The organism is Streptomyces sp. NPDC059649 (assembly GCF_042734445.1).
Lineage (GTDB): Bacteria > Actinomycetota > Actinomycetes > Streptomycetales > Streptomycetaceae > Streptomyces.
In genome coordinates this window covers 116,056-135,424 of record NZ_JBHWDV010000013.1, presented here as the reverse complement: position 1 = coordinate 135,424, position 19,369 = coordinate 116,056, and the positions used below count along the sequence as shown (strand labels likewise).

The 19,369-nt window shown below is 74.9% G+C and carries 18 protein-coding genes; 6 read left to right on the top strand and 12 right to left on the bottom strand.

From position 1 onward, the window contains the following. Window positions 1-132: 132 nt before the first annotated feature. Window positions 133-1,815: a sulfatase gene (locus tag ACFV1J_RS17030; protein WP_385858784.1), complete on the bottom strand. Its 1,683-nt coding sequence runs from the start codon at window positions 1,813-1,815 to the stop codon at window positions 133-135. Window positions 1,816-2,102: 287 nt separating this feature from the next. On the opposite strand from ACFV1J_RS17030, the gene ACFV1J_RS17025 reads away from it, so the two are divergent. Beyond that, a complete protein-coding gene (locus tag ACFV1J_RS17025; RefSeq protein WP_385858782.1) occupies window positions 2,103-3,182 on the top strand; it encodes a S1 family peptidase in 1,080 nt (359 codons plus the stop codon). 133 nt (window positions 3,183-3,315) lie between these two features. Here ACFV1J_RS17025 and ACFV1J_RS17020 read toward each other — a convergent pair whose 3' ends face one another. Next, a complete protein-coding gene (locus tag ACFV1J_RS17020) occupies window positions 3,316-5,397 on the bottom strand; it encodes a catalase (RefSeq protein WP_385858780.1) in 2,082 nt (693 codons plus the stop codon). After that, window positions 5,397-5,945 carry a type 1 glutamine amidotransferase domain-containing protein gene (locus ACFV1J_RS17015; RefSeq protein WP_385858778.1) on the bottom strand — a complete coding sequence of 183 codons (549 nt, stop codon included), beginning with the start codon at window positions 5,943-5,945 and terminating at the stop codon, window positions 5,397-5,399. Before ACFV1J_RS17015 ends, ACFV1J_RS17020 begins: the two co-directional genes overlap by 1 nt. Window positions 5,946-6,420: 475 nt before the next feature. On the opposite strand from ACFV1J_RS17015, the gene ACFV1J_RS17010 reads away from it, so the two are divergent. Both ACFV1J_RS17010 and ACFV1J_RS17005 read left to right on the top strand, forming a co-directional pair. Then, entirely contained in the window at window positions 6,421-7,392 is a 972-nt protein-coding gene (locus ACFV1J_RS17010; protein WP_385858776.1) for an SDR family NAD(P)-dependent oxidoreductase, read from the top strand. 94 nt (window positions 7,393-7,486) lie between these two features. Beyond that, entirely contained in the window at window positions 7,487-7,717 is a 231-nt protein-coding gene (locus ACFV1J_RS17005; protein WP_385858774.1) for a DUF5133 domain-containing protein, read from the top strand. Window positions 7,718-7,750: 33 nt separating this feature from the next. Here the strand turns inward: ACFV1J_RS17005 and ACFV1J_RS17000 are convergent, their stop codons facing one another. The 3 genes from ACFV1J_RS17000 to ACFV1J_RS16990 all read right to left on the bottom strand — a co-directional run bounded on the left by ACFV1J_RS17000 (window position 7,751) and on the right by ACFV1J_RS16990 (window position 10,640). Beyond that, complete coding sequence (locus ACFV1J_RS17000; protein ID WP_385858772.1) at window positions 7,751-7,972, bottom strand: hypothetical protein; 222 nt, start codon at window positions 7,970-7,972, stop codon at window positions 7,751-7,753. 72 nt (window positions 7,973-8,044) lie between these two features. Further along, window positions 8,045-9,259 carry an aromatic acid exporter family protein gene (locus ACFV1J_RS16995; protein ID WP_385858770.1) on the bottom strand — a complete coding sequence of 405 codons (1,215 nt, stop codon included), beginning with the start codon at window positions 9,257-9,259 and terminating at the stop codon, window positions 8,045-8,047. A 94-nt stretch (window positions 9,260-9,353) separates the two neighbouring features. Further along, the gene (locus ACFV1J_RS16990; RefSeq protein WP_385858768.1) at window positions 9,354-10,640 is read right to left on the bottom strand and encodes an alpha/beta hydrolase; all 1,287 of its coding nucleotides are present in this window, start codon (window positions 10,638-10,640) and stop codon (window positions 9,354-9,356) included. A gap of 132 nt (window positions 10,641-10,772) precedes the next feature. Between ACFV1J_RS16990 and ACFV1J_RS16985 the strand changes: the two genes are divergently transcribed. After that, the gene (locus ACFV1J_RS16985) at window positions 10,773-11,765 is read left to right on the top strand and encodes an ArsR/SmtB family transcription factor (protein ID WP_385858766.1); all 993 of its coding nucleotides are present in this window, start codon (window positions 10,773-10,775) and stop codon (window positions 11,763-11,765) included. Here ACFV1J_RS16985 and ACFV1J_RS16980 read toward each other — a convergent pair. The 3 genes from ACFV1J_RS16980 to ACFV1J_RS16970 all read right to left on the bottom strand — a co-directional run bounded on the left by ACFV1J_RS16980 (window position 11,762) and on the right by ACFV1J_RS16970 (window position 14,175). Then, a complete protein-coding gene (locus ACFV1J_RS16980; RefSeq protein WP_385858813.1) occupies window positions 11,762-13,030 on the bottom strand; it encodes an MFS transporter in 1,269 nt (422 codons plus the stop codon). The genes ACFV1J_RS16985 and ACFV1J_RS16980 overlap by 4 nt on opposite strands. A 399-nt stretch (window positions 13,031-13,429) precedes the next feature. Beyond that, window positions 13,430-13,828: a hypothetical protein gene (locus tag ACFV1J_RS16975; protein WP_385858764.1), complete on the bottom strand. Its 399-nt coding sequence runs from the start codon at window positions 13,826-13,828 to the stop codon at window positions 13,430-13,432. 11 nt (window positions 13,829-13,839) lie between these two features. Then, window positions 13,840-14,175, bottom strand: coding sequence for a hypothetical protein (locus ACFV1J_RS16970; protein ID WP_385858762.1), 336 nt, complete (start codon window positions 14,173-14,175; stop codon window positions 13,840-13,842). Between the two features lie 213 nt (window positions 14,176-14,388). Here ACFV1J_RS16970 and ACFV1J_RS16965 point away from each other — a divergent pair, with 213 nt between their 5' ends. Beyond that, window positions 14,389-15,435, top strand: coding sequence for a glycosyltransferase family 9 protein (locus ACFV1J_RS16965; protein ID WP_385858760.1), 1,047 nt, complete (start codon window positions 14,389-14,391; stop codon window positions 15,433-15,435). Then, window positions 15,432-16,397 (top strand): polysaccharide pyruvyl transferase family protein, encoded by a 966-nt coding sequence (locus ACFV1J_RS16960; RefSeq protein ID WP_385858758.1) that lies wholly within the window; start codon window positions 15,432-15,434, stop codon window positions 16,395-16,397. Before ACFV1J_RS16965 ends, ACFV1J_RS16960 begins: the two co-directional genes overlap by 4 nt. Here ACFV1J_RS16960 and ACFV1J_RS16955 read toward each other — a convergent pair. Genes ACFV1J_RS16955 through ACFV1J_RS16945 form a run of 3 tightly spaced genes read right to left on the bottom strand, consistent with a single transcriptional unit; the run spans window position 16,385 to window position 19,352 of the window. Next, window positions 16,385-17,326, bottom strand: a complete 942-nt coding sequence (locus ACFV1J_RS16955) for a glycosyltransferase family 2 protein (protein WP_385858757.1) — start codon at window positions 17,324-17,326, stop codon at window positions 16,385-16,387. The genes ACFV1J_RS16960 and ACFV1J_RS16955 overlap by 13 nt on opposite strands. Continuing rightward, window positions 17,323-18,723: a D-glycero-beta-D-manno-heptose 1-phosphate adenylyltransferase gene (rfaE2, locus tag ACFV1J_RS16950; RefSeq protein WP_385858756.1), complete on the bottom strand. Its 1,401-nt coding sequence runs from the start codon at window positions 18,721-18,723 to the stop codon at window positions 17,323-17,325. Before rfaE2 ends, ACFV1J_RS16955 begins: the two co-directional genes overlap by 4 nt. Further along, entirely contained in the window at window positions 18,720-19,352 is a 633-nt protein-coding gene (locus tag ACFV1J_RS16945) for an SIS domain-containing protein (RefSeq protein ID WP_385858754.1), read from the bottom strand. Before ACFV1J_RS16945 ends, rfaE2 begins: the two co-directional genes overlap by 4 nt. Window positions 19,353-19,369: the final 17 nt, after the last annotated feature.

The following is a 19,369-nucleotide window of genomic DNA, read 5'->3' as shown; positions in this document are numbered from 1 at the left end:
GGCGGGCTGCGGCTCGACTCCACGCGGTGCGGCGGTGCGTGCCGAGCCTAGGCAGCCGCTGAGCAATGCTCAACGGTACGAATCCGGCGTATTCCGTGGCGAGTTGACGATCGCCCGGCACTCGGTCACGGGTCACTTCGCCCGCGTCCGCACGGGGCCGGACCGGGGCCCGTAGGCGGTCAGGAAGCGGTCGCGGAAGGTGTCCATCCGCCAGACCGGGGTCTTGGGTCCCGGCTGGAGACCGGGGTGCCAGCCCCAGTCGGAGATCCGGCGCAGCACGGCGGGGTCATGGGCGACGATCGCCACCGGTACGTCCCGGCCGGCGCGCTGGCCGGTCACGGTGGGGACCGGCTGGTGGTCGCCGAGGAAGACCAGCACGGTGTTCTTCCGGCCGTACTTCTCGACGTACGACAGCAGGCTGTGCAGCGAGTACTGGATGGCCCGGCCGTACTCGGTGCGGACCCGGGTGGTGTCCTGCCAGACGTCCTTGGGGTCCTTGCCGGCCTCCCTGATCGCGCGGTAGACCGAGCCGTCACCGACCCGGCCCCAGCCGAGCATCTTGGGCAGCGGCGCCCAGGGGTTGTGGCTGGAGGTCAGGATGATCTCCGACATCAGCGGCTTGCCGCCCCGCTTCCCGTGCTGCAGCCGCTCGAAGGCGGACAGGCTGTACTGGTCCGGCATGCGCGACCAGCTGAATTTCGGGCCGTGGTAGCCGAGGGTGCGGGAGTCGTAGACGGTGTCCAGGCCGTAGAACCCGGCCTCCGGCCAGGACCGGCTGACGCCGGGCATGATGCCGACCGTCCGCCAGGCGCCGGTCCGCCGGAAGGCGCCGGTCAGACTCAGCCGGTCGCTGGAGGTGACGGTGCGGTAGCGCTGCTGGTTGTTGATCCACAGGCCGGACATGAAGGTGGAGTGCGCCAGCCAGCTGCCGCCGCCCGCCGTCGAGGAGGTGAGCCAGCCGCTCCGGGCGGAGAAGCCGGCCCGCCGCAGCTTCGCGGTCTCCTGCGCCAGCACCTTGTCGACGCCGGGGCCTATCAACGGGTCGGCGATCGCGGTGCGGCCGTAGCTCTCGATGAAGGTGAAGATGACGTCCTTGCCGCGCAGTCCGGTCAGCAGCCGGTCGGACGGCGTGTTCCCGAACGGATCGGTGGCCGCTTCCGCGGCGAAGACCCGCTCGTCCGCCAGGCTCGTCCGCAGCTGCTGGGCACGGTCGTCGAGGTGTTCGGCGGTGGTGCGGGAGGCCAGCGGCGCCCCGGCGAGCTGCAGGCCGAGCGCCGCGCTGACGAGCCAGGCGGTCCCGAGGACGAGGGTGCCGCGGGTCGCCAGGGAGCTGTGCCGGGCCAGGACGTGGCTCAGCCGGAGCACGGCCAGCGCCATGAGCACGGGCAGGGCGAGCGCGATGAGCACGGCCCCGACGACGGCGGCGATCGCACCGGTCCGGCCGGCCGAGTCGGCGAGGAACGACGCGGCGTCGCCGAACAGCCCCCAGTCCAGCACCGGGTCGAACGGCCTGACCAGCACCTGGCGGAAGCCCATGTTGAGGAGGTCCAGCAGGGTCATCAGGCCCAGGCCCGCCCCGGCGAGCACCGCGACGACCCGCCGCGGCCGCGGCGGCAGCAGGAGCAGCAGCGCGGCCCCGGCGATCCCCTCCACCGGTATCCGGGCGAACGCACCCGGCGTCAGGCGGAGCAGGTCGTCCGGCAGGACGAGCGCGCCGAACACGAGCACGGTGGCGAGGACGGAGGTGACGGCCCTCCTGCGGCGCCGGTTCGTCCCGCTGGCCAGGAGCAGACGCAGCTGCGTGATGAGCGGCACCCGAAGGTCCTTCCGTACGAGGCGGACTGATGTGGCGACGGGGCCGGCCGGCAGGGGGCCGGGCCGTCGTTGTCCGTCTGTACGGCCCGACGGCGCGGTCCGTTCATCCGGCCGTACAGGTGAATCCTGCACAAGCGCGGGCGGCCGGGGGTGGTGCACGGGCAGGGAGACGTAGACACCCCGCGCCGCCTCGCCCGGCCTTCGGCCCCGCCCCGTGGCGCCAGTAGCCCTTGAGGCGTGCGCACGGCAAAGACCCGCTGCTGGCCCGCTACCCAGCGAGAGGTTTTGTGTTGAAGCATCCGCGTGTACCCACGCCGCGTTCCGTCCTCGCCGGTGCCGGTGTGGTGACCCTGGCCATCGCCCCGCTGCTCGCCCTGCAGAGCGCCCAGGCCCACACCGCACGGGCCCCCGGCCCCCCGTCGGCCGTCGTCGCCGCCGAGCGGGCCGTCGTGATCAACTCCTCGCTCGGTGCGGCCGGGGCGGGTTCCTATTACGACCCGGACCAGCACAAGCTGGTGGTGAACGTGACGACCGAGGAGGCGGCCGGCAAGGTCCGGGCGGCCGGCGCCGAGGCGAGGATCGTCAAGCACTCCCTGGCGTCGCTGGACGCCGCCCGGGCGACCCTCAAGGAGCACGCCTCGATCCCCGGGACGTCCTGGGCCATGGACCCGAAGCTCAACAAGGTGGTCGTCACCGCCGACCGCACCGTCCGCGGGGAGGACCTGGAACGGCTCACGTCGGTCGCCGGCTCGCTCGGTGACCGCGCGGTCGTCCAGCTGTCGCGGGACACGCTCGAGCCGCTGATCGCCGGCGGGGACGCCCTCTGGAGCAGCGCGGCGCGCTGTTCGCTCGGCTTCAACGTCACCAAGGACGGACAGCCGTACTTCCTGACGGCCGGCCACTGCGCGCGCGCCGTGCCGAGCTGGTCCGCCACCGAGGGCGGCCCCCCGATCGCGGTGTCGGAGTCGGGAAGCTTCCCCGGTGACGACTTCGGGCTCGCGCGGTACACCGCCGCCGAGCCGCACCCGAGCGAGGTGGACCTCTACAGCGGCGGCGCGCAGCACATCGTCAGGGCCGCCGACCCGATCGTGGGCCAGAAGGTGCGGCGCAGCGGCAGCACCACCCACGTGCACGACGGGGAGGTCACCGCGCTCAATGTGACGGCCAACTACCACGAGGGGACGGTCGAGGGGCTGATCCAGACCTCGATCTGTGCGGAGTCCGGTGACAGCGGCGGTCCGCTCTTCGAGGGGGACACCGCGCTCGGGCTGACCTCCGGCGGCCGCGGCGCCTGTGCCTCGGGCGGGGTGAGCATGTACCAGCCGGTGACCGAGGCCCTGGCGAAGACGGGCTCCCAGGTCGGTTGACGCGGTGTCGTCCCGGCGGCCGGGCGGCCGCCGGGACGGGATGCCGGGTCAGATGTCCCGCCGCCGGGTCAGCGGCGTGCCGGCCCAGTGGCGTGCCGGGCCGGCGGCGTGCCCGGGTCGGAGGTGTGCCGGGTCAGATCCTCGCCGGCGGGCGGTGCCGGTGCCGGTGGGCGGCGGTGGCTTCCGCGAAGGCCCGGGCGAAGGCGTCACCGTTCGCGGCGGCGGTCACCACGCCCTGGTCGCTCACCGGTTCCGCACCACCGGAGGCGGTGCGCACCTGGTCGGGCAGCAGCTTCTTCAGCACCTCGATCCCGGAGCCCAGGGCGCCGATGGCCTTGCCGTGCCGGTAGGCGTCGAGCACGAAGCGGCGGGCGGCGCCGTCGGCCGCGGTGTCGCCGGCCCCGAGGCCGCCGTCGGGCAGCACCACGGCGTCGTAGAGCACCGAGGCCACGGTGGGCAGCGCCCGGTCCGCCGAGAGCCCGCCGGAGGCGCCGGAGACCTCCCCGTCCTGGGGTGCCAGGGCCTCCACGAACGCGCCCTCCTCGCCCAACGTCTGCTTCAGGCCGGTGACTTGCTGCGCGTCCACACCGTCCTGGACCAGGACCGCGATCTGCCGGGTGCGCAGCGAGCCGTCACCCTTGAGGTTCTCGAAGCTCAGCGCGGGGGACGGGGTGGGCCGCGGGGTGTCGGTGGCCTCGGGGGTGGGGATGCCGATGCCCTCGGCGACCTTGGCGGCCAGGGTGTGGTCGATGTGCGCCAGCTCGCCGACCGTGCGTTCGCGGACCTGCTTGGCGTTGACCTTGCCGAGTTCAAAGCGGAACGCGTCGATGATGTGCTGCTGTTCCCAGTCGGCCATGCTGTGCCAGAACAGCGCCGCCTGGGTGTAGTGGTCGGTGAAACTCGGGCTCCGCTTGCGGATCTTCTGCCCGTCGACCCGCTCCGTCAGATGCCGGAAGGCGGTTTCGTCGGCGCCGGCCACGACCGGGCAGCCGCCGCCGAGGGAGTTCGGCGAGTAGCTGGTGCCCTGGTGGATCCGGCTCTGGTGGTAGCCGTCGCGCTGGTTGTTGCGGACCGGGGCGAGGGGCCGGTTGACCGGCAGCTGGGGGAAGTTGGGCCCGCCCAGCCGGATCAGCTGGGTGTCGAGGTACGAGAAGTTCCGGGCTTGGAGCAGCGGGTCGTTGGTGAAGTCGATGCCCGGCACGACGTTCGCGGTGTGGAAGGCGACCTGCTCGGTCTCCGCGAAGAAATTGTCGGGGTTGCGGTTGAGCACCATTCGACCGATGGGCCGTACCGGCACCAGCTCTTCGGGAATGATTTTGGTGGCGTCCAGGAGGTCGAAGTCGAAGGAGTGCTCGTCCTCCTCCGGTACGAGCTGGACGCCGAGTTCGTATTCCGGATATTCACCGGCCTCGATCATGTCCCAGAGATCACGGCGATTGTAGTCCGGGTCGCGGCCCATCGTTTCCTGGGCCTCGTCCCACACCAGGGAGTGCACCCCGAGCTTGGGCTTCCAGTGGAATTTCACGAACGTGCCCTTGCCCTGCGCGTTCACGAAGCGGAAGGTGTGCACGCCGAAGCCCTGCATCATCCGGTAACTGCGCGGAATGGCCCGGTCCGACATCAGCCACATCATCATGTGCAGGGTCTCGGGCTGGAGCGAGACGAAATCCCAGAGGGTGTCGTGCGCGGAGGCCCCGGTGGGGATCTCGTTGTGCGGCTCCATTTTCACCGCGTGCACGAAGTCCGGGAATTTGATGCCGTCCTGGATGAAGAAGACCGGCATGTTGTTGCCGACCAGGTCGTAATTGCCTTCCGAGGTGTAGAACTTCGTGGCGAATCCGCGGACGTCCCGTACGGTGTCCGCCGAACCGCGCGGGCCCTGGACCGTGGAGAAGCGCACGAACACCGGGGTCTGCACGCCCGGGTCCTGGAGGAAGGCGGCCCGGGTGAACTCCGCGCAGGACTCGTACGGCTGGAAGTAGCCGTAGGCGCCGGCGCCCCGGGCGTGCACCACGCGCTCCGGGATCCGCTCGTGGTCGAAGCGGGTGAGCTTCTCCCGGAAGTGGAAGTCCTCCATCAGCGTCGGGCCGCGTTCACCGGCCTGGAGCGAATCGTCGGTGTGGTCGACGGTCACGCCCTGGTCGGTGGTCAGCGGACCGGCCGCCGGATCGTCCGCGAAATGCGCGCGGCGCTGCTCCTGTTTGCGGTCCGCCATCAGGCCGCCCTTCCGGCCTGGGCGAATTCGGTGACGAAGGTGGCGCAGAAGGCCTTCAGATCGGCCGGCTTCCGGCTGGTGATCAGCGTGTTGTTGCCCGCCGTGCAGACCTTGACCTGTTCGTCCACCCAGGTGCCGCCGGCATTGCGGATATCGGTCTGCAGACTCGGCCAGGACGTCAGGGTGCGCCCCCGTACCACATCGGCCTCGACCAGCGTCCACGGCGCGTGGCAGATGGCCGCCACCGGCCTGCCCCGGTCGAAGAAGCTCTTCACGAAGGCGACCGCGTTCCTGTCCATCCGCAGCGCATCGGGATTGGCGACGCCACCGGGCAGGACCAGGCCGCCGTATTCCGAGACGTCGACCGCGTCCACCGTCCGGTCCACCGGAAAGGTGTCGGCCTTGTCCAGGTGGTGGTACGCCTGGATCCGGCCGGACTTGGTGGACACCAGATGCGGTACGTCCCCCGAATCAAGAACCGCCTTCCAGGGTTCGGTCAGTTCGACCTGCTCGACACCCTCGGGCGCTACCAGGAATGCAATCTGCATGAGCCGTGGTTCCTTTCTCCTGCGGTGCGTAAGGCCGCTGCCCTGCGTCAGTCGCGCTGGTCGCGGCACAGGCGCGGTGCGGCGGAAGCCGGGGTCGCGCGCCATCACGAATTCCCGGTGCGCCCGGCCGCTCATGCCGGTTCCGCCGCGATTAAGCCGGATGCGTCCCGCGGTAACCGAACGGCTCGCGGCCGCCGCACGGCCGGTCCGCCCGGTCCCTGAGCCGGGTGCCCTGGGTGCGGCCGGTGAAACGGGGTGGCGCGGCTGCCGCGGCCGCCGCCCGGCGCACATGCGCACCGGAACGCCTCCGGGTAGCGTCGGAGGGGCGACGCCGTACGGGCCGCCCGCGATGCGCCGGGTCCCGCCGCGTCCGACGCCACCGGAAGGGCTCTTCGACGCCACCGCACACGGCGCCAGGAGCCCTCGTCATCACGGCCAAAGGGCTCGACGAAAGGGCTCGACGAAAGGGCTCCTCATGCGGGTGTTGCCGGCCGCTCCCTCGATCGAAGGACTCACCGCCGTGGTCACCGGCGGCTCGCGCGGACTGGGTCTGCTCATGGCCCGTCAGCTGCTGCGCCGTGACTGCGATGTCGTGCTGCTGGCGCGGGATCCGGCCGAACTGGACCGGGCGGTCGGCAAACTGGGCCGGCCGGGCGGCGGCGCGGTGCGCGGTGTGGTGTGCGACGTGCGCGACGGCGCCGCGGTGGAGGAACGGTTCGCGGAGATCGTGCGGGACAACGGCCGGCTGGACATCGTCATCGCCAATGCCGGCATCATCCAGGTCGGCCCGGCTGAGGCCCTCGGCGTGGAAGGGTTCCGGGACGCCCTGGACTCCATCTTCCACGGGGCCCTGAACACCGCGTTCGCCGCCCTGCCGCACCTGCGGCACAGTCCGGCGGGCGGCCGGCTGGCGCTCGTCGGGTCGGTCGGCGGCCTGCTGGCGGTGCCGCATCTGCTGCCGTACTCGTGCGCCAAGTCGGCGGTGGCCGCGCTGGCCGAGGGACTGCACGCGGAGGAGGCCGCGTACGGGGTCACCGTGACCGGGGTGCATCCCGGGCTGATGCGGACCGGATCGCATCTGCACGCGCGGTTCGGCGGCGACCGGCGCCGGGAGTACGCCTGGTTCCAGGCGCTGGCCGGTGCGCCCCTGTTGTCGATGAACGCCGAGCGGGCGGCCGAGCGCATCGTCTCCGCGGTCCAGCGTCGGCGGCCCCGGATCGTGCTCACCCCGGCGGCCAAACTGGGCGCGGTGGCGCACGGCGTGGCGCCGGTGCTCACCACCCGGCTGGTGTCGGCGGTGGGCCGGGTGCTGCCCCGCGACGGCGGTCCCGGTACGGCGGAGGGCTACCGGGTCGAGGCGGAGGAGCAGCCGCCCGCCCGCCGGCTGCGCAGGGCACTGGGCGTGCTCAACGAACGGGCGGCCGGCCGTTTCAACCAGCGGGGCTGAGGCGCCGGCGGGTCACGGCGGGTCAGGTGTATTCCGTCGGCGACCGGGCACGAGCAGCGGTGAACCCGGGACGCGGCGACGGAAGGAGACCATCGTGCTGTTGGCCCACCCCGCGGTGATGCAGGGCCTCACCGACGAGTACCGGACGCTGGAACTGCTGCACGCGGACCGCGGCAGCGAGGAGGTGCGGCAGCGGATGGACGACCTCGCGTACACGCTGTGCATCTCCACCGGCACCTGCGACGTGGACGCGGCCCTGATCGCCGCCACCCACCACCTCCCGGGCGCCCGCGTGACCGACGATTCCCTGCTCTCCGGGGCGTGAGCCCGCCGGGCGGGCCTGGCGCCACGGCGACCCCTACGGGTGCGGGTCCTCGTGCCCCCGGCTCTCGTGCGGCCTCAGTTTCTCCATGGCCTGTCGCGCCTTGCGGCGGGCCATTTCGGTGAGCTTCATGGGCCTGCCGCGGCCGGTCACCGGCCGGGTCCCGCCGGGCTCGGGCGGCGGCTTGAGGGGGCCGGCCGCCGGTGGCGGGTTGCTCGGCTTGTCCTGGGGTTCCTCAGGGTTTCCGGCGTGGTCCATCTCGGGCTCCCTCTCCTCCGTTCCCCGAGGCCGTAGGGGGTGAACCGGAGCAGGCCGCGCCCCTCTCCTACTTCACCGCGAAGGGCCCTCGTCCGCGACTCGGGGCAGCGGGCCGAGGACGCCGGTGAGGTACGAGAACTCCTGCACGAGGCGGGTCGCCTCGATGACGAGCACGCCGTAGGGGCGGGTCGGGTCGGCCAGCGGCAGTCCGTCCCGCGCGGCCTGCTCGGCGAGTGCTTCGCGGCACTGATGGGCCCGCTCCACCGCGGCGTCGAGTTCCCGGGCCCGGGCGGCCACCAGGTCCTCGTCGAGCCGGCTCAGGAGCTGGGTGAGCGTGGAGAGGGCGGCCAGGAACTCCGCGTAGGCGCGCAGGAAGTCGCGGTAGCGGTAGCGGTCCTCGGCGCCCCGCCACCGGTCCAGGCTGCGCGCGAGCGAGGCGACGTGGTGCAGCGCGCGCTCCAGCGCCGCCAGCACCGACCGGTGGCCCTCGAAGCCGGTCCGGCCGCGGTGCCGGCCCAGGAGCCGGCGCGGGTTGTAGTAGAGGCTCTCGCGGGCGGTGCGCAGCCCGGCCCTGGCCTGGTCGATCAGCTCTTCGGTCTGTTCCGCCCGGATGCGCCACCGCTGGGTGGTCTCCTCGTCCAGCTCGCCCCGCCGCAGGACCGGGTGCATGTCGGCGAAGAGGTCGTCGAGCGTACGGGCCAGGGCGCGCAGCGCGTATGCGGCGCTTCGGTAGCGCATCGGCGGGACGAGCGTGACGTTCACCCCGAGGCCCACGGCGCAGCCGATCAGGACGAGCAGGACGATCTGTCCGAGCTGGGCGGCCCGGTCGAGGTCCGTGGTGGCGGAGGTGTAGGTCGCGAACGCGAAGAAGGCGGCGGTGGCGACCTGGTTGCCCTGGCTACCGAGGGCCGGCCACCGGCCGACGCTGAGGGCGATCAGCGCGACCAGGGCGAACGTGGCGAGCTGGGGCCCGCCGGTGAACACCAGCGCCGCCTGCACCGCCACTCCGCTGACCACCGCGCCGACGTAGCGCAGCGACTGCCGCAGGGACTGATACACCGTCACCTGCATGATCAGCACCGCGGAGAACGGGGCGAAGGCCGGTGACCGGGCGTGCAGGAGCTGGTAGGAGATCAGCCAGCCGACGGTGGCGGCCACGGTGCTCTTCAGGATGAGGAGCACCGTGTGCCGCTCGTGGCCGTCGTAGGCCCGGGCCCGCTGCCACCACATCGCCGTACGGGCCAGCCGGCCGTGTCCCGTCGTCCGCTCCCCCGGGCCACCGGCCATACCCGAAGCTCCTCTCCGCCGTCCGTCCCGTACACGGGCCTCTCCCGGAAGCGGGTACCCGGCACGCTCCGTGGCACCCGTCCGGCCGCCCCGGTCAGCGCGGTGGCAGGTGCCGGGCGAAGAACGTGCGGACCAGGTCGCGCACGGCGGGCACCGAACGCGCCGGATCGAGCGCGCCGACCAGCGCGTTCCGGTCCCGGGCGGTCATCAGGCCGGCGGTCTGCAGCTGCGGGGCGAAGGCGGCGAGGTCGGTGAACACGGCGTGCGCGGTGTGCCGGATCTGCCGCCGGCGGGTGCGGCCGTGCGGGTGCGCGAGCAGCGCGGACCAGGACCGGGCCAGCTCCTTCCGGCCGGGGAACCCGTCGGTGCCCACGAGGAGCAGCGGCCGGTCCACGCCGTCACGGGCCACCGGGAAGAGCGGTCCGGGCCGTCCGGGCCGACGGGAGGGGTGGTCCAGATGGCCCTCCAGGTTGACCGCGGCGCGCAGGCAGCGGTCGTCGTGGAGGGCCTGGGCGGCGGTGGTGCCGCCGGCCGAGTGGCCGTAGATCCCCACCCGCCGGAGGTCCAGCGCGCGGCCGAGGCCGTCGGGCAGCGGGTGGCCGGCGGCATCGGGGTTCCGGCCGGCGGCCAGCTCGGCCAGCTGCGTGCGGACGAACCGGGTGTCGGCCAGCCTGGTGTCGATCAGGGTGCGGAAGAGGTCCGGGTCCGTGCGGGGATCGCCCCGCAGGACGGTGGTACGGACCGGGGCCGGGCGCTGGGGCGTGGTGACCGGGAACTCGACCTCACTGGCGTCTCCGGGGTGGTCGATGCTCACCACCACCCAGCCGTGGCTCGCCAGTTCTTCGGCGAGCCCGGTGCCCAGCGTGCGGGGATCGCCGCCACCGGGGGTGTGGAGCAGCACCGGGCGGCGTACGGGCTGCGCGGGCGCGCCGGTGTGCGCATGGGTCCGGGTGGCCGCCCAGTCGACGCCGGAGCCGGGCAGACCGGGGTGGAGGCGCGGGTCGAGGCCGGCGAAGACCTGCGCGGCGCCCGGGGTCATCTGCGGGGCGACGGGGTGGCCGTGCACGGTCCGGGCCGGATAGCGGACGGTGATCATGAGTTCCCTGCGGGTGAGACGGCGGTCCCACGGGTCGTGCCGGGAGGGATCGACCAGGTACAGGGTGGTGACCCCGAGCGGGTGCGGGCCGGTCGGCGCCGGCAGCCGCGGTACGACGGCCGGCCCGTGCTCCGGGCGCCGGCTCCCGGAGCGGGCCCGGCCGGTGTTGCCGCAGCCGCCGGTGAACAGCAGGGCGGCGCCCAGCGCGGCCGATGCGGCGACCGTCCGGCGGCCCGGACCGGTCGGCCGGCCGTCCCCGCCGCCTGCCCCGTTGCGTACGCTCACGATGAACTCCCCTTGTCGGGCGCTTCCGCCGCGGCCGTGTGCCGTGGCGTGCCGTCGCATGCTGGCGTCCGGCCGGGAGTGCCGGCCAGGGTTGCGGGCCTGGCCGAAAGGATGGCGTCACCAGGGGGAATTGTGATCCGGATGCACTTCACGGCCGCCGATGTCGCCCGGGTCCGCTTCGCCTCCCGGGCGGCGCCGCTGCAGGAGCTGAACGCGGCGCTGATGATGATGTGCCGCCGCGACGACGGGGTGCTGTTCGGCCGGTGGCGGCACCGGGTCCTGCGGTCGCTGCCGGCCGCGGTGGAGCCCCTGGCGGACGTGGTCCCGGCGGGCCGGGCGCCGGTGTTCCTCGACGTCTTCGCCGACTCCCTCCAGGAAGGCCTGGCGACCGTCCGGTCGGCCCGTCCCGAGCTGGTCCGCACCGAGATGGAGCGGGTGTACGCCACGGTGCCCGGGCCGCCCCCGCCATGGGTCCGCGGGCTGCACCAGGGGGACGCGGAGGCATGGCGGGTGCTCGGCCGGGCCCAGCACGCGGCCTTCGAGACACTGCTGCGTCCCGTCTGGTCCCTGGTACAGGACCTGCACCGGGCGGAGTTCACCCGGCATGCGCTGACCGTGGCCGAGCAGGGGGTGGGTGCGGCGCTCGACGGGCTCGTTCCGGGGTCGCGGCTGTCGGGGAACGTCTGGGAGTGCCCGGCGCCCTTCGCACGGGACGTCGTCCTGGACGGGCGCGGGGTGGTGCTGCAGCCCACCTTCCACTGGACCGGCCCGCCGCTGCTGGCCGATCTGCCCGGGCGCCCGCTGTACGTGACCTATCCGGCGGGCCCGGGGGTGCCGCTGGTGCCGCCGGGGGCGGACGACGGGGCGGAGGCGCTGGCCGGGGTGCTGGGCCGGACCCGGGCCGCGATCCTGCGGGTCCTCGCCCGCGAGCACACCACCGGTGACCTCGCCCGGCGGCTGGACATCAGCAACGCCACCGCCTCGGCCCACACCGCCGCGCTGCGCGGGGCCGGGCTGATCACCACGGTGCGGGCGGGGCGGGCGGTGCTGCACCGGCGCACCGCGCTGGGCGGTCTGCTGGTGCACCGGCAGGAGCCGCCGCACCGCGGGGGTGGCTCCGGCTAGGCGGCCGAGGGGCAGGGGGCCGGGACGGGCCCGGTCGCGGCGCGCCTGCGGGACTTCAGCAGGGCGCCGGCGGCGACCGCGCCGGCGATGATCAGGCCGCCGGCCACCAGGGCGCCGCGGGCGCCGGCCAGCTCCATGAGGAAGCCGAGCAGCGGCGGGCCGACCAGGCCCCAGCCCGTGCTGGCGCTGCGCCAGACGCCCAGCACCCGGCCGCGCAGAGCGGCCGGCGGGTCGGTCTGCAGGACCGTGGTACCGGCGGTGTCGGAGATCGACTCGACCACGGACATCGGCAGGACCAGGACGAGCAGCACGATCAGGGACGGGGAGAGGCCCGCGACGATCTGCAGCAGCGCACCGGCCGCGGCCAGCCCGCCGACCAGGGCGACGGTGGGCCTGCGGAGGCGGGCGGCGAGGACCGCGCCGAGGATGCCGCCGGCCGCGAGGACGGTGGAGACCGTGCCGAAGGCGCTCGCGCCGGCGCCGAGCGGTCCGGTGACCAGCACGGCCAGGGTCAGCTGGTAGTTGCGGCCGAAGATCGCGCTCAGGCCGGTGACGGCGGCCAGCGCCACCAACCGCGGCCTGCGGAGGAAGAAGGCCAGCCCGTCGCGGGCACCGGTGCCGACTTCGGGTTCCGGCGCGGCGGCCGCAGTGGGGGCGGCGGGCGCAGTGGGGGCGGCGGGCGCACCCGCCGGCTCTCCGGAGGGCCGGCGCAGTGCCGCGCTCACCGGGCGCAGGAAGGGGATGACCGCGGCGACGAAGAGGAACGACAGGCCGTTGGCGGCGTAGGCCGCTCCGGTGCCGAGGACACCGACGGAGAGTCCCGCAAGGGCGGTGCCGCCCAGCCGTCCGACGCTGTGCACCAGCGAGCCGACGGCGATGGCGGACGGTACGTCCTCGGTGGGAACCAGGTCGTTGCCCAGCAGGGCACAGGCCGGGCCGTCGATGGTGGCGATCAGGCCGGTGACGCCGGCCAGGGCCAGCAGGATGCCGTAGTTGAGCTGGTCGAAGGCGATCAGGGCGGCCGTGGTGAAGGCGATCGCACCGAGGACGGCCTGGCTGACCGCGGCGGTGACCTTCCGGGGCCAGCGGTCGACGGCTGCGCCGCCGATCAGGCCCATCAGCAGCCCGGGCCCGGCCTGGACGGAGAGCGAGAGTCCGGTGGCCGCCGCCGAGCCGGTCAGTTGCAGGACCAGGAGGTTCTGCACGGTGAGCTGCATCCAGGTGCCGGCGTTGGACACCAGGTTGGCGAACGACCACCAGCGCATGCTGCGGTAGCGCAGCGAGCGCCACGGTGCGTGGTCGCCCTTGCGGCCCCCTTCCGGGCCCTTGGCTGCGGCCAGGGCACGGCGGGGCGCGGGGAAGCGCACGCTGCGGGACGCCCGGCCGTACGGCCGGGCGCTGGTGGATTCGGTGGCGGACTCGGGCGGGGGCGCCTGCGCCGGGATGCGGGCAGGGGCGAGGGCAGGAGAAGGCACAGCGGCAGAGACTTTGTGAAGAGCCCGTCAGGCTCGGGAAGCGGGTCGGCGGGCGCGGGGCACCACTGCGTGCGCGGCGTCCGTACCGAGGTCTGTCGGTGCTGGGCTCAGGCCGGGCCGTCCGTGACGAAGCCGTACGGGCTCAGCGATGTCACATCTTCACAGATCGGTCGGTGCCTCCGGAAACGGTCACCGGGCCCGCGGCGGCGCGTACGGCCGGTGGGCCGCTTCAGGGGGTGTCATCTCCCTTGCGCGGAATGGGAGATGAGGGCCGGAAGGGGCACAAGTGTGGTTGCTCACAGGGCGGTTCGCGGCCGGTGGCCGGTCTGTGGGCCAGGTCTCATTCCTCGTCCATGACAGGTACTGGCGGCGCCCCGCAGCGTCCGTGCCCACCGCCTTCAGGTGGCCGTTGGGCCAGGGGCAGATCCCTACCGCCCGCCAGGCCGGCGGGACGGCCAGGGCGGTGCGGCGCCTGCGTTCGGCGGCATCGGTCAGGGGCGCGCCGTGGGTGTCGAGGTGGCGGAACCCCCGGCCCTGGCGGACGCTCCGATATCCCGGAGGGTCCGGGTGGCTCGTGCGCAGGCGCATGCCATCACGGCTCAGGCACCGTCCGTGCGGTCGTCCTCGCGGACCCGCACGGCCTCCTCCTCGGCGGGGCCCGGCGCCGCCCGGTCGCCCGCACCGGTGCCGGTGACCCGGGTCTCGGGCTCTTCCTCGGCCAGTCGCTCGTCGAGGGTCTCGCGCTCGCGCTGTTCGGCGGCGGTGACCCGCTCGTCCACGGCGGAGGGCCGGTCGGGCGGTGAGTAGCTCGCGTCCAGCAGGTCGTCCGGATCGGGTGCGTCCAGTTCGTTCTCCGGGTCGGGCCCGCCGCGGGCGTCCTGCTCGTCCTGTGTGCCGGGCTGGTAGACCTCGTCACCCATGGCTTCATCGGACATTCCGCGCACCCTTCGCCGTCACCGGTTCTGCTGCTTGCCCTACGGATGCCCGTCACCAGGGGTGCAAAACCGGCATACCGGGCGCAGTGCCGTGGGAGGTGCGCGGGGGCGACCCGGCGGACCTCCGCGGGTGACGGACGACGAGTCGCGGGGACGCGTCTTCACCCCCACATTGAAGGGAAGCCCGTCCGGCATCCGCGAAGGAGGCGTCCCATGCCGTCGGTCCGTCCGCGCTCCTGCCCGCCGCCCGACGGTCACGACCCCGGCCCGCGGATCCTGGTGCTCCGGGCGCTCGGACTGGGAGACCTGCTGACCGCGGTCCCCGCCCTCCGGGCGCTGCGCACGTCCCGGCCGGACCACACCCTCGTACTGGCGGCGCCCGGGCGGCTCGCGGCGGCGGCCGCGGCGACCGGGGTGGTCGACCGGCTGCTGCCCACGGTGGCGCCGGGCCGGGAGGTCCCACGGAGCCTCGACTGGCCCGGCCCGCCCCCGGACCTCGCGGTGGACCTGCACGGCAACGGCCCGGCCAGCCACGGACTCCTGCAGGCGCTGCGGCCCGCCCGGCTCTTCGCCTACGCCCATCCGGCCACCCCGGAGATCGCCGGCCCGGCCTGGCGGGAGGACGAGCACGAGCGGGAGCGCTGGTGCCGGCTGCTCAGCTGGTACGGGCTGCCGGCCGACCCGGCCGACCTGGGCATCGCCGCCCCGGCGCTCGCCTCGCCGGCCCCCGGTGCGGTCGTGGTGCATCCCGGCGCGGACGCGGCGGCCCGGTGCTGGCCGGCGGAACGGTTCGCGGCGGTGGCCACGGCCCTGCACCGCGCCGGGCACCGGGTCGTGGTCACCGCGGGGGCCGGCGAGGGGTCGCTCGCCCGGCGGGTCGCCGAGCAGGCCGGGCTGCCGGGGGCGGCGGTGCTGGGCGGGGCCGCCGACCTGCCGTTCGCCGAACTGGCGGCGCTGGTCGCCCAGGCCCGTGCGGTGATCGTCGGCGACACCGGGCTGGCGCATCTGGCGAGCGCCCTCGGTACCCCGTCGGTGGTGCTGTTCGGTCCGGTCGCCCCCCGGCTGTGGGGCCCGCCGGAGACGGACCGGCACCGTGTGCTGTGGCATCCGGACCCCGACGACCGGCCGCGCCCGGGCGATGCGCACGGCGACCGGCCGGACGACCGGCTGCTGCGGATCACGGTCGAGGAGGTGCTCGCCGCGGTCGCCGGGCTGCCGCTGGCCGGCCCGCCGCCGTCCGTCATGGCCCCGGCCCGATGACCGGTCCGCCGCGCGCCCTGGTCACCGGGTGGTTCAGCTTTCTGCACGGCGAGGTGACGGCCGGCGACGCGCTCGCCGCCGAGGCCGTGCAGCACGCGCTGGCCGGGGCGGGCGTCCCGCACGACACCGCGTGGTCCCCGGCGTTCCGGCCGGACGCGCTCCACCTGGCGGACGCCGACCCGGCGCGCTACACCCATCTGCTGTTCGTCTGCGGGCCGGTGCACTCCCGGCGGCCCCCGGACGGCGCCGAGAGCCCGCTCATGGCGCTGCACGACCGGTTCGCCCGGTGCCGCCGGATCGCGGTCGGGGTGTCGGTGCCGGACCCGGCCGATCCGACGGTGCGGCGGTTCGACGAGGTGCTCCCCCGCGACGCCCCCGGGCGGCCCGCCGCCGCGGCGGACCTCAGCCTGTCCGTACCGGCGCCGGGCGGCCTCCCGCTGGTCGGGGTGGTGCTCACCGGCGGCCAGCACGAATACGGCGACCGCCGGCGGCATCCCGAGGTGTCCGACGCCCTCACCGCGTGGCTGGGCACCGCCCGGGTGGCCCGGCTCCCGATGGACACCCGGCTGGACACCCGGGACTGGCGACTGCCGGCCACCCCGCAGGAGGTGCATACGGTGTTCGCCCGGCTGGACGCGGTGGTGACCACCCGGCCGCACGGGCTGGCGCTGGCGCTGCGGGCCGGCACGCCGGTGCTGGCCGTGGACCCGGTCGAGGGCGGCGCGAAGGTCGGCGCCCAGGCGGCGGCGCTCGGCTGGCCGGCGGTGCTGCGGCCGAAGGACGTCCGCCCGGCGGAGCTGGACCGGCTGCTCGCCTGGTGCCTGTCCCCCGCCGGCCGGGCCCGGGCCGCCACGTACCCGGACTACCTGCCGGACGGGGAGCTGCTGGGCACGCTGGTCGACCGGCTGCGCGGGGCCGCCGGGGTGGGCGCGGAGCGGCCCGGCCCGGGTCAGCCGCGGTAGGACCGGGCCGTGGAGGCCCGCTGCGGCGCCTGAAGCAGCCGCATCCGCCGCTCGATCTCCGGGGGCAGCCGCCGCCGTTCGCGCACCACCCAGGGCAGCCCGGCGGCGGCCTCGGCGAAGGCGGCCAGCGACACGGCGTCCCGCGGGACGGTCGCGGCCAGCCCGGCCGTGCGGCGCAGTGCGCCGGGCAGCGGGCGGCGCAGCCAGGTGAACCAGAGGGTGTTGCGGATGCCCTGCCGGCGGCGGAAGGCGGGGTCCCGGTGCGGCGAGGCCCGGTGATGGACCGTCAGATGGTCGGCGTAGGTCAGCCACCAGCCGGCCACCGCGAGGTCGGCGGCCAGCAGTTCCTCCTCGCCGCCGAGCACCAGCCGCGGCGAGAAGCCGCCGGCGGCGCGGAAGGCGTCGGTGCGCAGCACGGTCGCGGCGGCGAGGAACGAGCCCAGCGCCGGGCCGGGCAGCCACTTCGGGCCGGGCAGCGGCGAGTGCCGGAGCTCCTGGACGATGGGGTCCTCGTGGGGCTCGTGGGCAGCTTCCTCGGGGGCCGGCCCGTCGGGGTGCGGATGGGCCAGGATGCGGGCGGTCACGGCGCCCAGGCTCCGGTGGGCGTCCAGCAGGTCGGCGGCACCGGCCAGCGAACCGGGCTGCCACCAGGAGTCGTCGTCGCAGAACGCCAGGTAGGGCGTGGTGGCCGTACGGGCCGCGAGGTTGCGGCCGACCGCGCCGAGGTTGTGGTCGAGGGCGATCAGCCGGGCCGGGAGGGGGTGGCGGCGCACGGCGGCGGCGGTGCCGTCCGTCGAGTGGTTGTCGACGATGACGACCGGTGGCCGCTCGGGGAGTTCGGCCAGCCGGTCGAGGGTGCGTGCCTGGCTGTGCCACCGGTTGCGGGTGATGACCACGACGCCCACCCGGGGTGCCGGCCGCGGCGTCATGAGCGGGCCTTGGGCCGGTCGTCGGCGGAGCGGGCGGCGCGCCGCGCCAGCGCGGTGGTGGAGCGGCCGTCGAGGTACGGCAGGACCAGCGCCTGGCCGCCCCATTCCCGCACGGTGGCGGCCTCGGGCAGGGTGTCGACGGTGTAGTCGCCGCCCTTGACCCAGACGTCCGGGCGCAGCCGGCGCAGCAGGTTCACCGGCGCGTCCTCGTCGAAGACCGCGACCGCGTCGACGCAGCCCAGGCCGGCCAGTACCCGCATCCGGTCGTCGAGGCGGGTGAGCGGGCGACCGGATCCCTTGAGCCGGGCGACCGACGCGTCGGAGTTCAGGCAGACGATGAGGCAGTCGCCGATCCGCCGGGCGCTCTCCAGCAGCCCGACGTGCCCGGCGTGCAGCAGGTCGAAGCAGCCGCCGGTGGCGACGACGGTGCCGCCGCGGGCCCGTACGGAGCGGGCCAGTGCGAACGGGTCGGCGTCCGGCGGCGGGGTGGGGTCCGCGGGCGGCGGGCCGTCCCACAGCGTGGGGCCGCCGGCGCCACCGGCGGCGACGAAGGAGGTGGCTTCGGTGACGGCGAGCTGTACGGCCTCCTCGGGCAGCGCACCGTCGGCCAGTGCGGTGGCCGCGGTCGCGGCGAAGCAGTCGCCGGCCCCGCAGGGGTCGCCGGCCGCCCGGTACGGGGCGGGCACCAGCATCGGGGAGTCGCCGCCGGCCCTGGCCAGCAGGGCGCCGCGGGCGCCGAGCGTCACCGCGACCGCGGCCGCGCCCCAGTGGGCGGCCAGCCGGCTGCCGCGGGCCGCGTCGGCCTGCAGGGACCGGGCGTCGTCACCGGTCAGCGCCCGGGCCTCGGCCGCGTTGGGGGTCACCAGGCGCGCGCCGGGGACCGGCCGGCCGCCCCTGGGGTGCGGGTCCCACACCAGCGGCCCGCGGCGCGCGGCGTCGGCCAGCCGCCCGGCGACCGCCTGGGCGGTGCCGCGGCCGTAGTCGGCGACCAGGACGGCCCGCGCCGCGTCGAGGGCGGCGGCCACGTCGGGGCCGGGCCCGCCCGGGGTGCCGCCCCCGCGGTCGAAGCGCACCAGGGGCCGGCCGCCGGCCAGCACCCGGGTCTTCTCGGGCAGGGTGCCGGTCAGCGGAAGCTCCACCAGCCGCACTACCGGGCGGAGTTGGCGGCGGACCTCCTCGCTCGCCGGGTCGTCGCCCAGGGCCGTCACCAGGGTCACCTCGCGGCCGGCCCGGGCGCCGAGCGCGGCGGCCAGCCCGGCCCCGCCCGGCCGGCTGCGGTCGTCGGCCACGTCCACGACGGGTGCCGGCGCGTCCGGTGCCAGCCGGGTGGCGTCGCCGGCCAGGTCCCGGTCCAGCAGGACGTCCCCGACGACGAGCAGGGGCTGGCGGGAGGTCATACGGCACCTTCCGGGCTGATGCCGGTCTCCTCCGCGGGGAGGGCGGCCGCGGCCTCGGGGCCGACCGCGTCGAAGTTCTCGCAGAGGATGTGCAGCGCGATCAGATGCGCCTCCTGGACGGTGGCCGGGCTGGACGATTCGATGCACAGCGCTTCGTCGGCCGCGGCGGCCAGCGGGTTGGGCCGCGGGCCGGTCAGCGCCCAGACCCGCAGGCCGGCCTTGCGGGCGGTGTCGGCGGCGGCGAGCAGATTGCCGCTGCGGCCCGAGGTGGACAGCAGGACCAGGATGTCGCCGGGCCGGCCGTGGGCCGCGACCTGCCGGGCGAAGACCTGGTCGAAGCCGTAGTCGTTGCCGATCGCGGTGACGCTGGAGGTCTCCGCGTGCAGGGCGACGGCGGAGTAGGCGGGACGTTCGTGCTGGTAGCGGCCGACCAGTTCGGCCGTCAGGTGCTGGGCCTGGGCCGCGCTGCCGCCGTTGCCCGCCGCGAGCAGCCGGCCGCCCAGCGGCAGTACGGCGCTGAGGTGGGAGGCCCACTGGGCGAGCTGGTGCAGACTGTGCCGGCGCAGATGGCCCAGCGCCTCCTGGAGGGACTGGCAGTGCTGGTGTGCGCTCTCAAGGGGATGGCTCATGTCGATCGGGCCGCTCC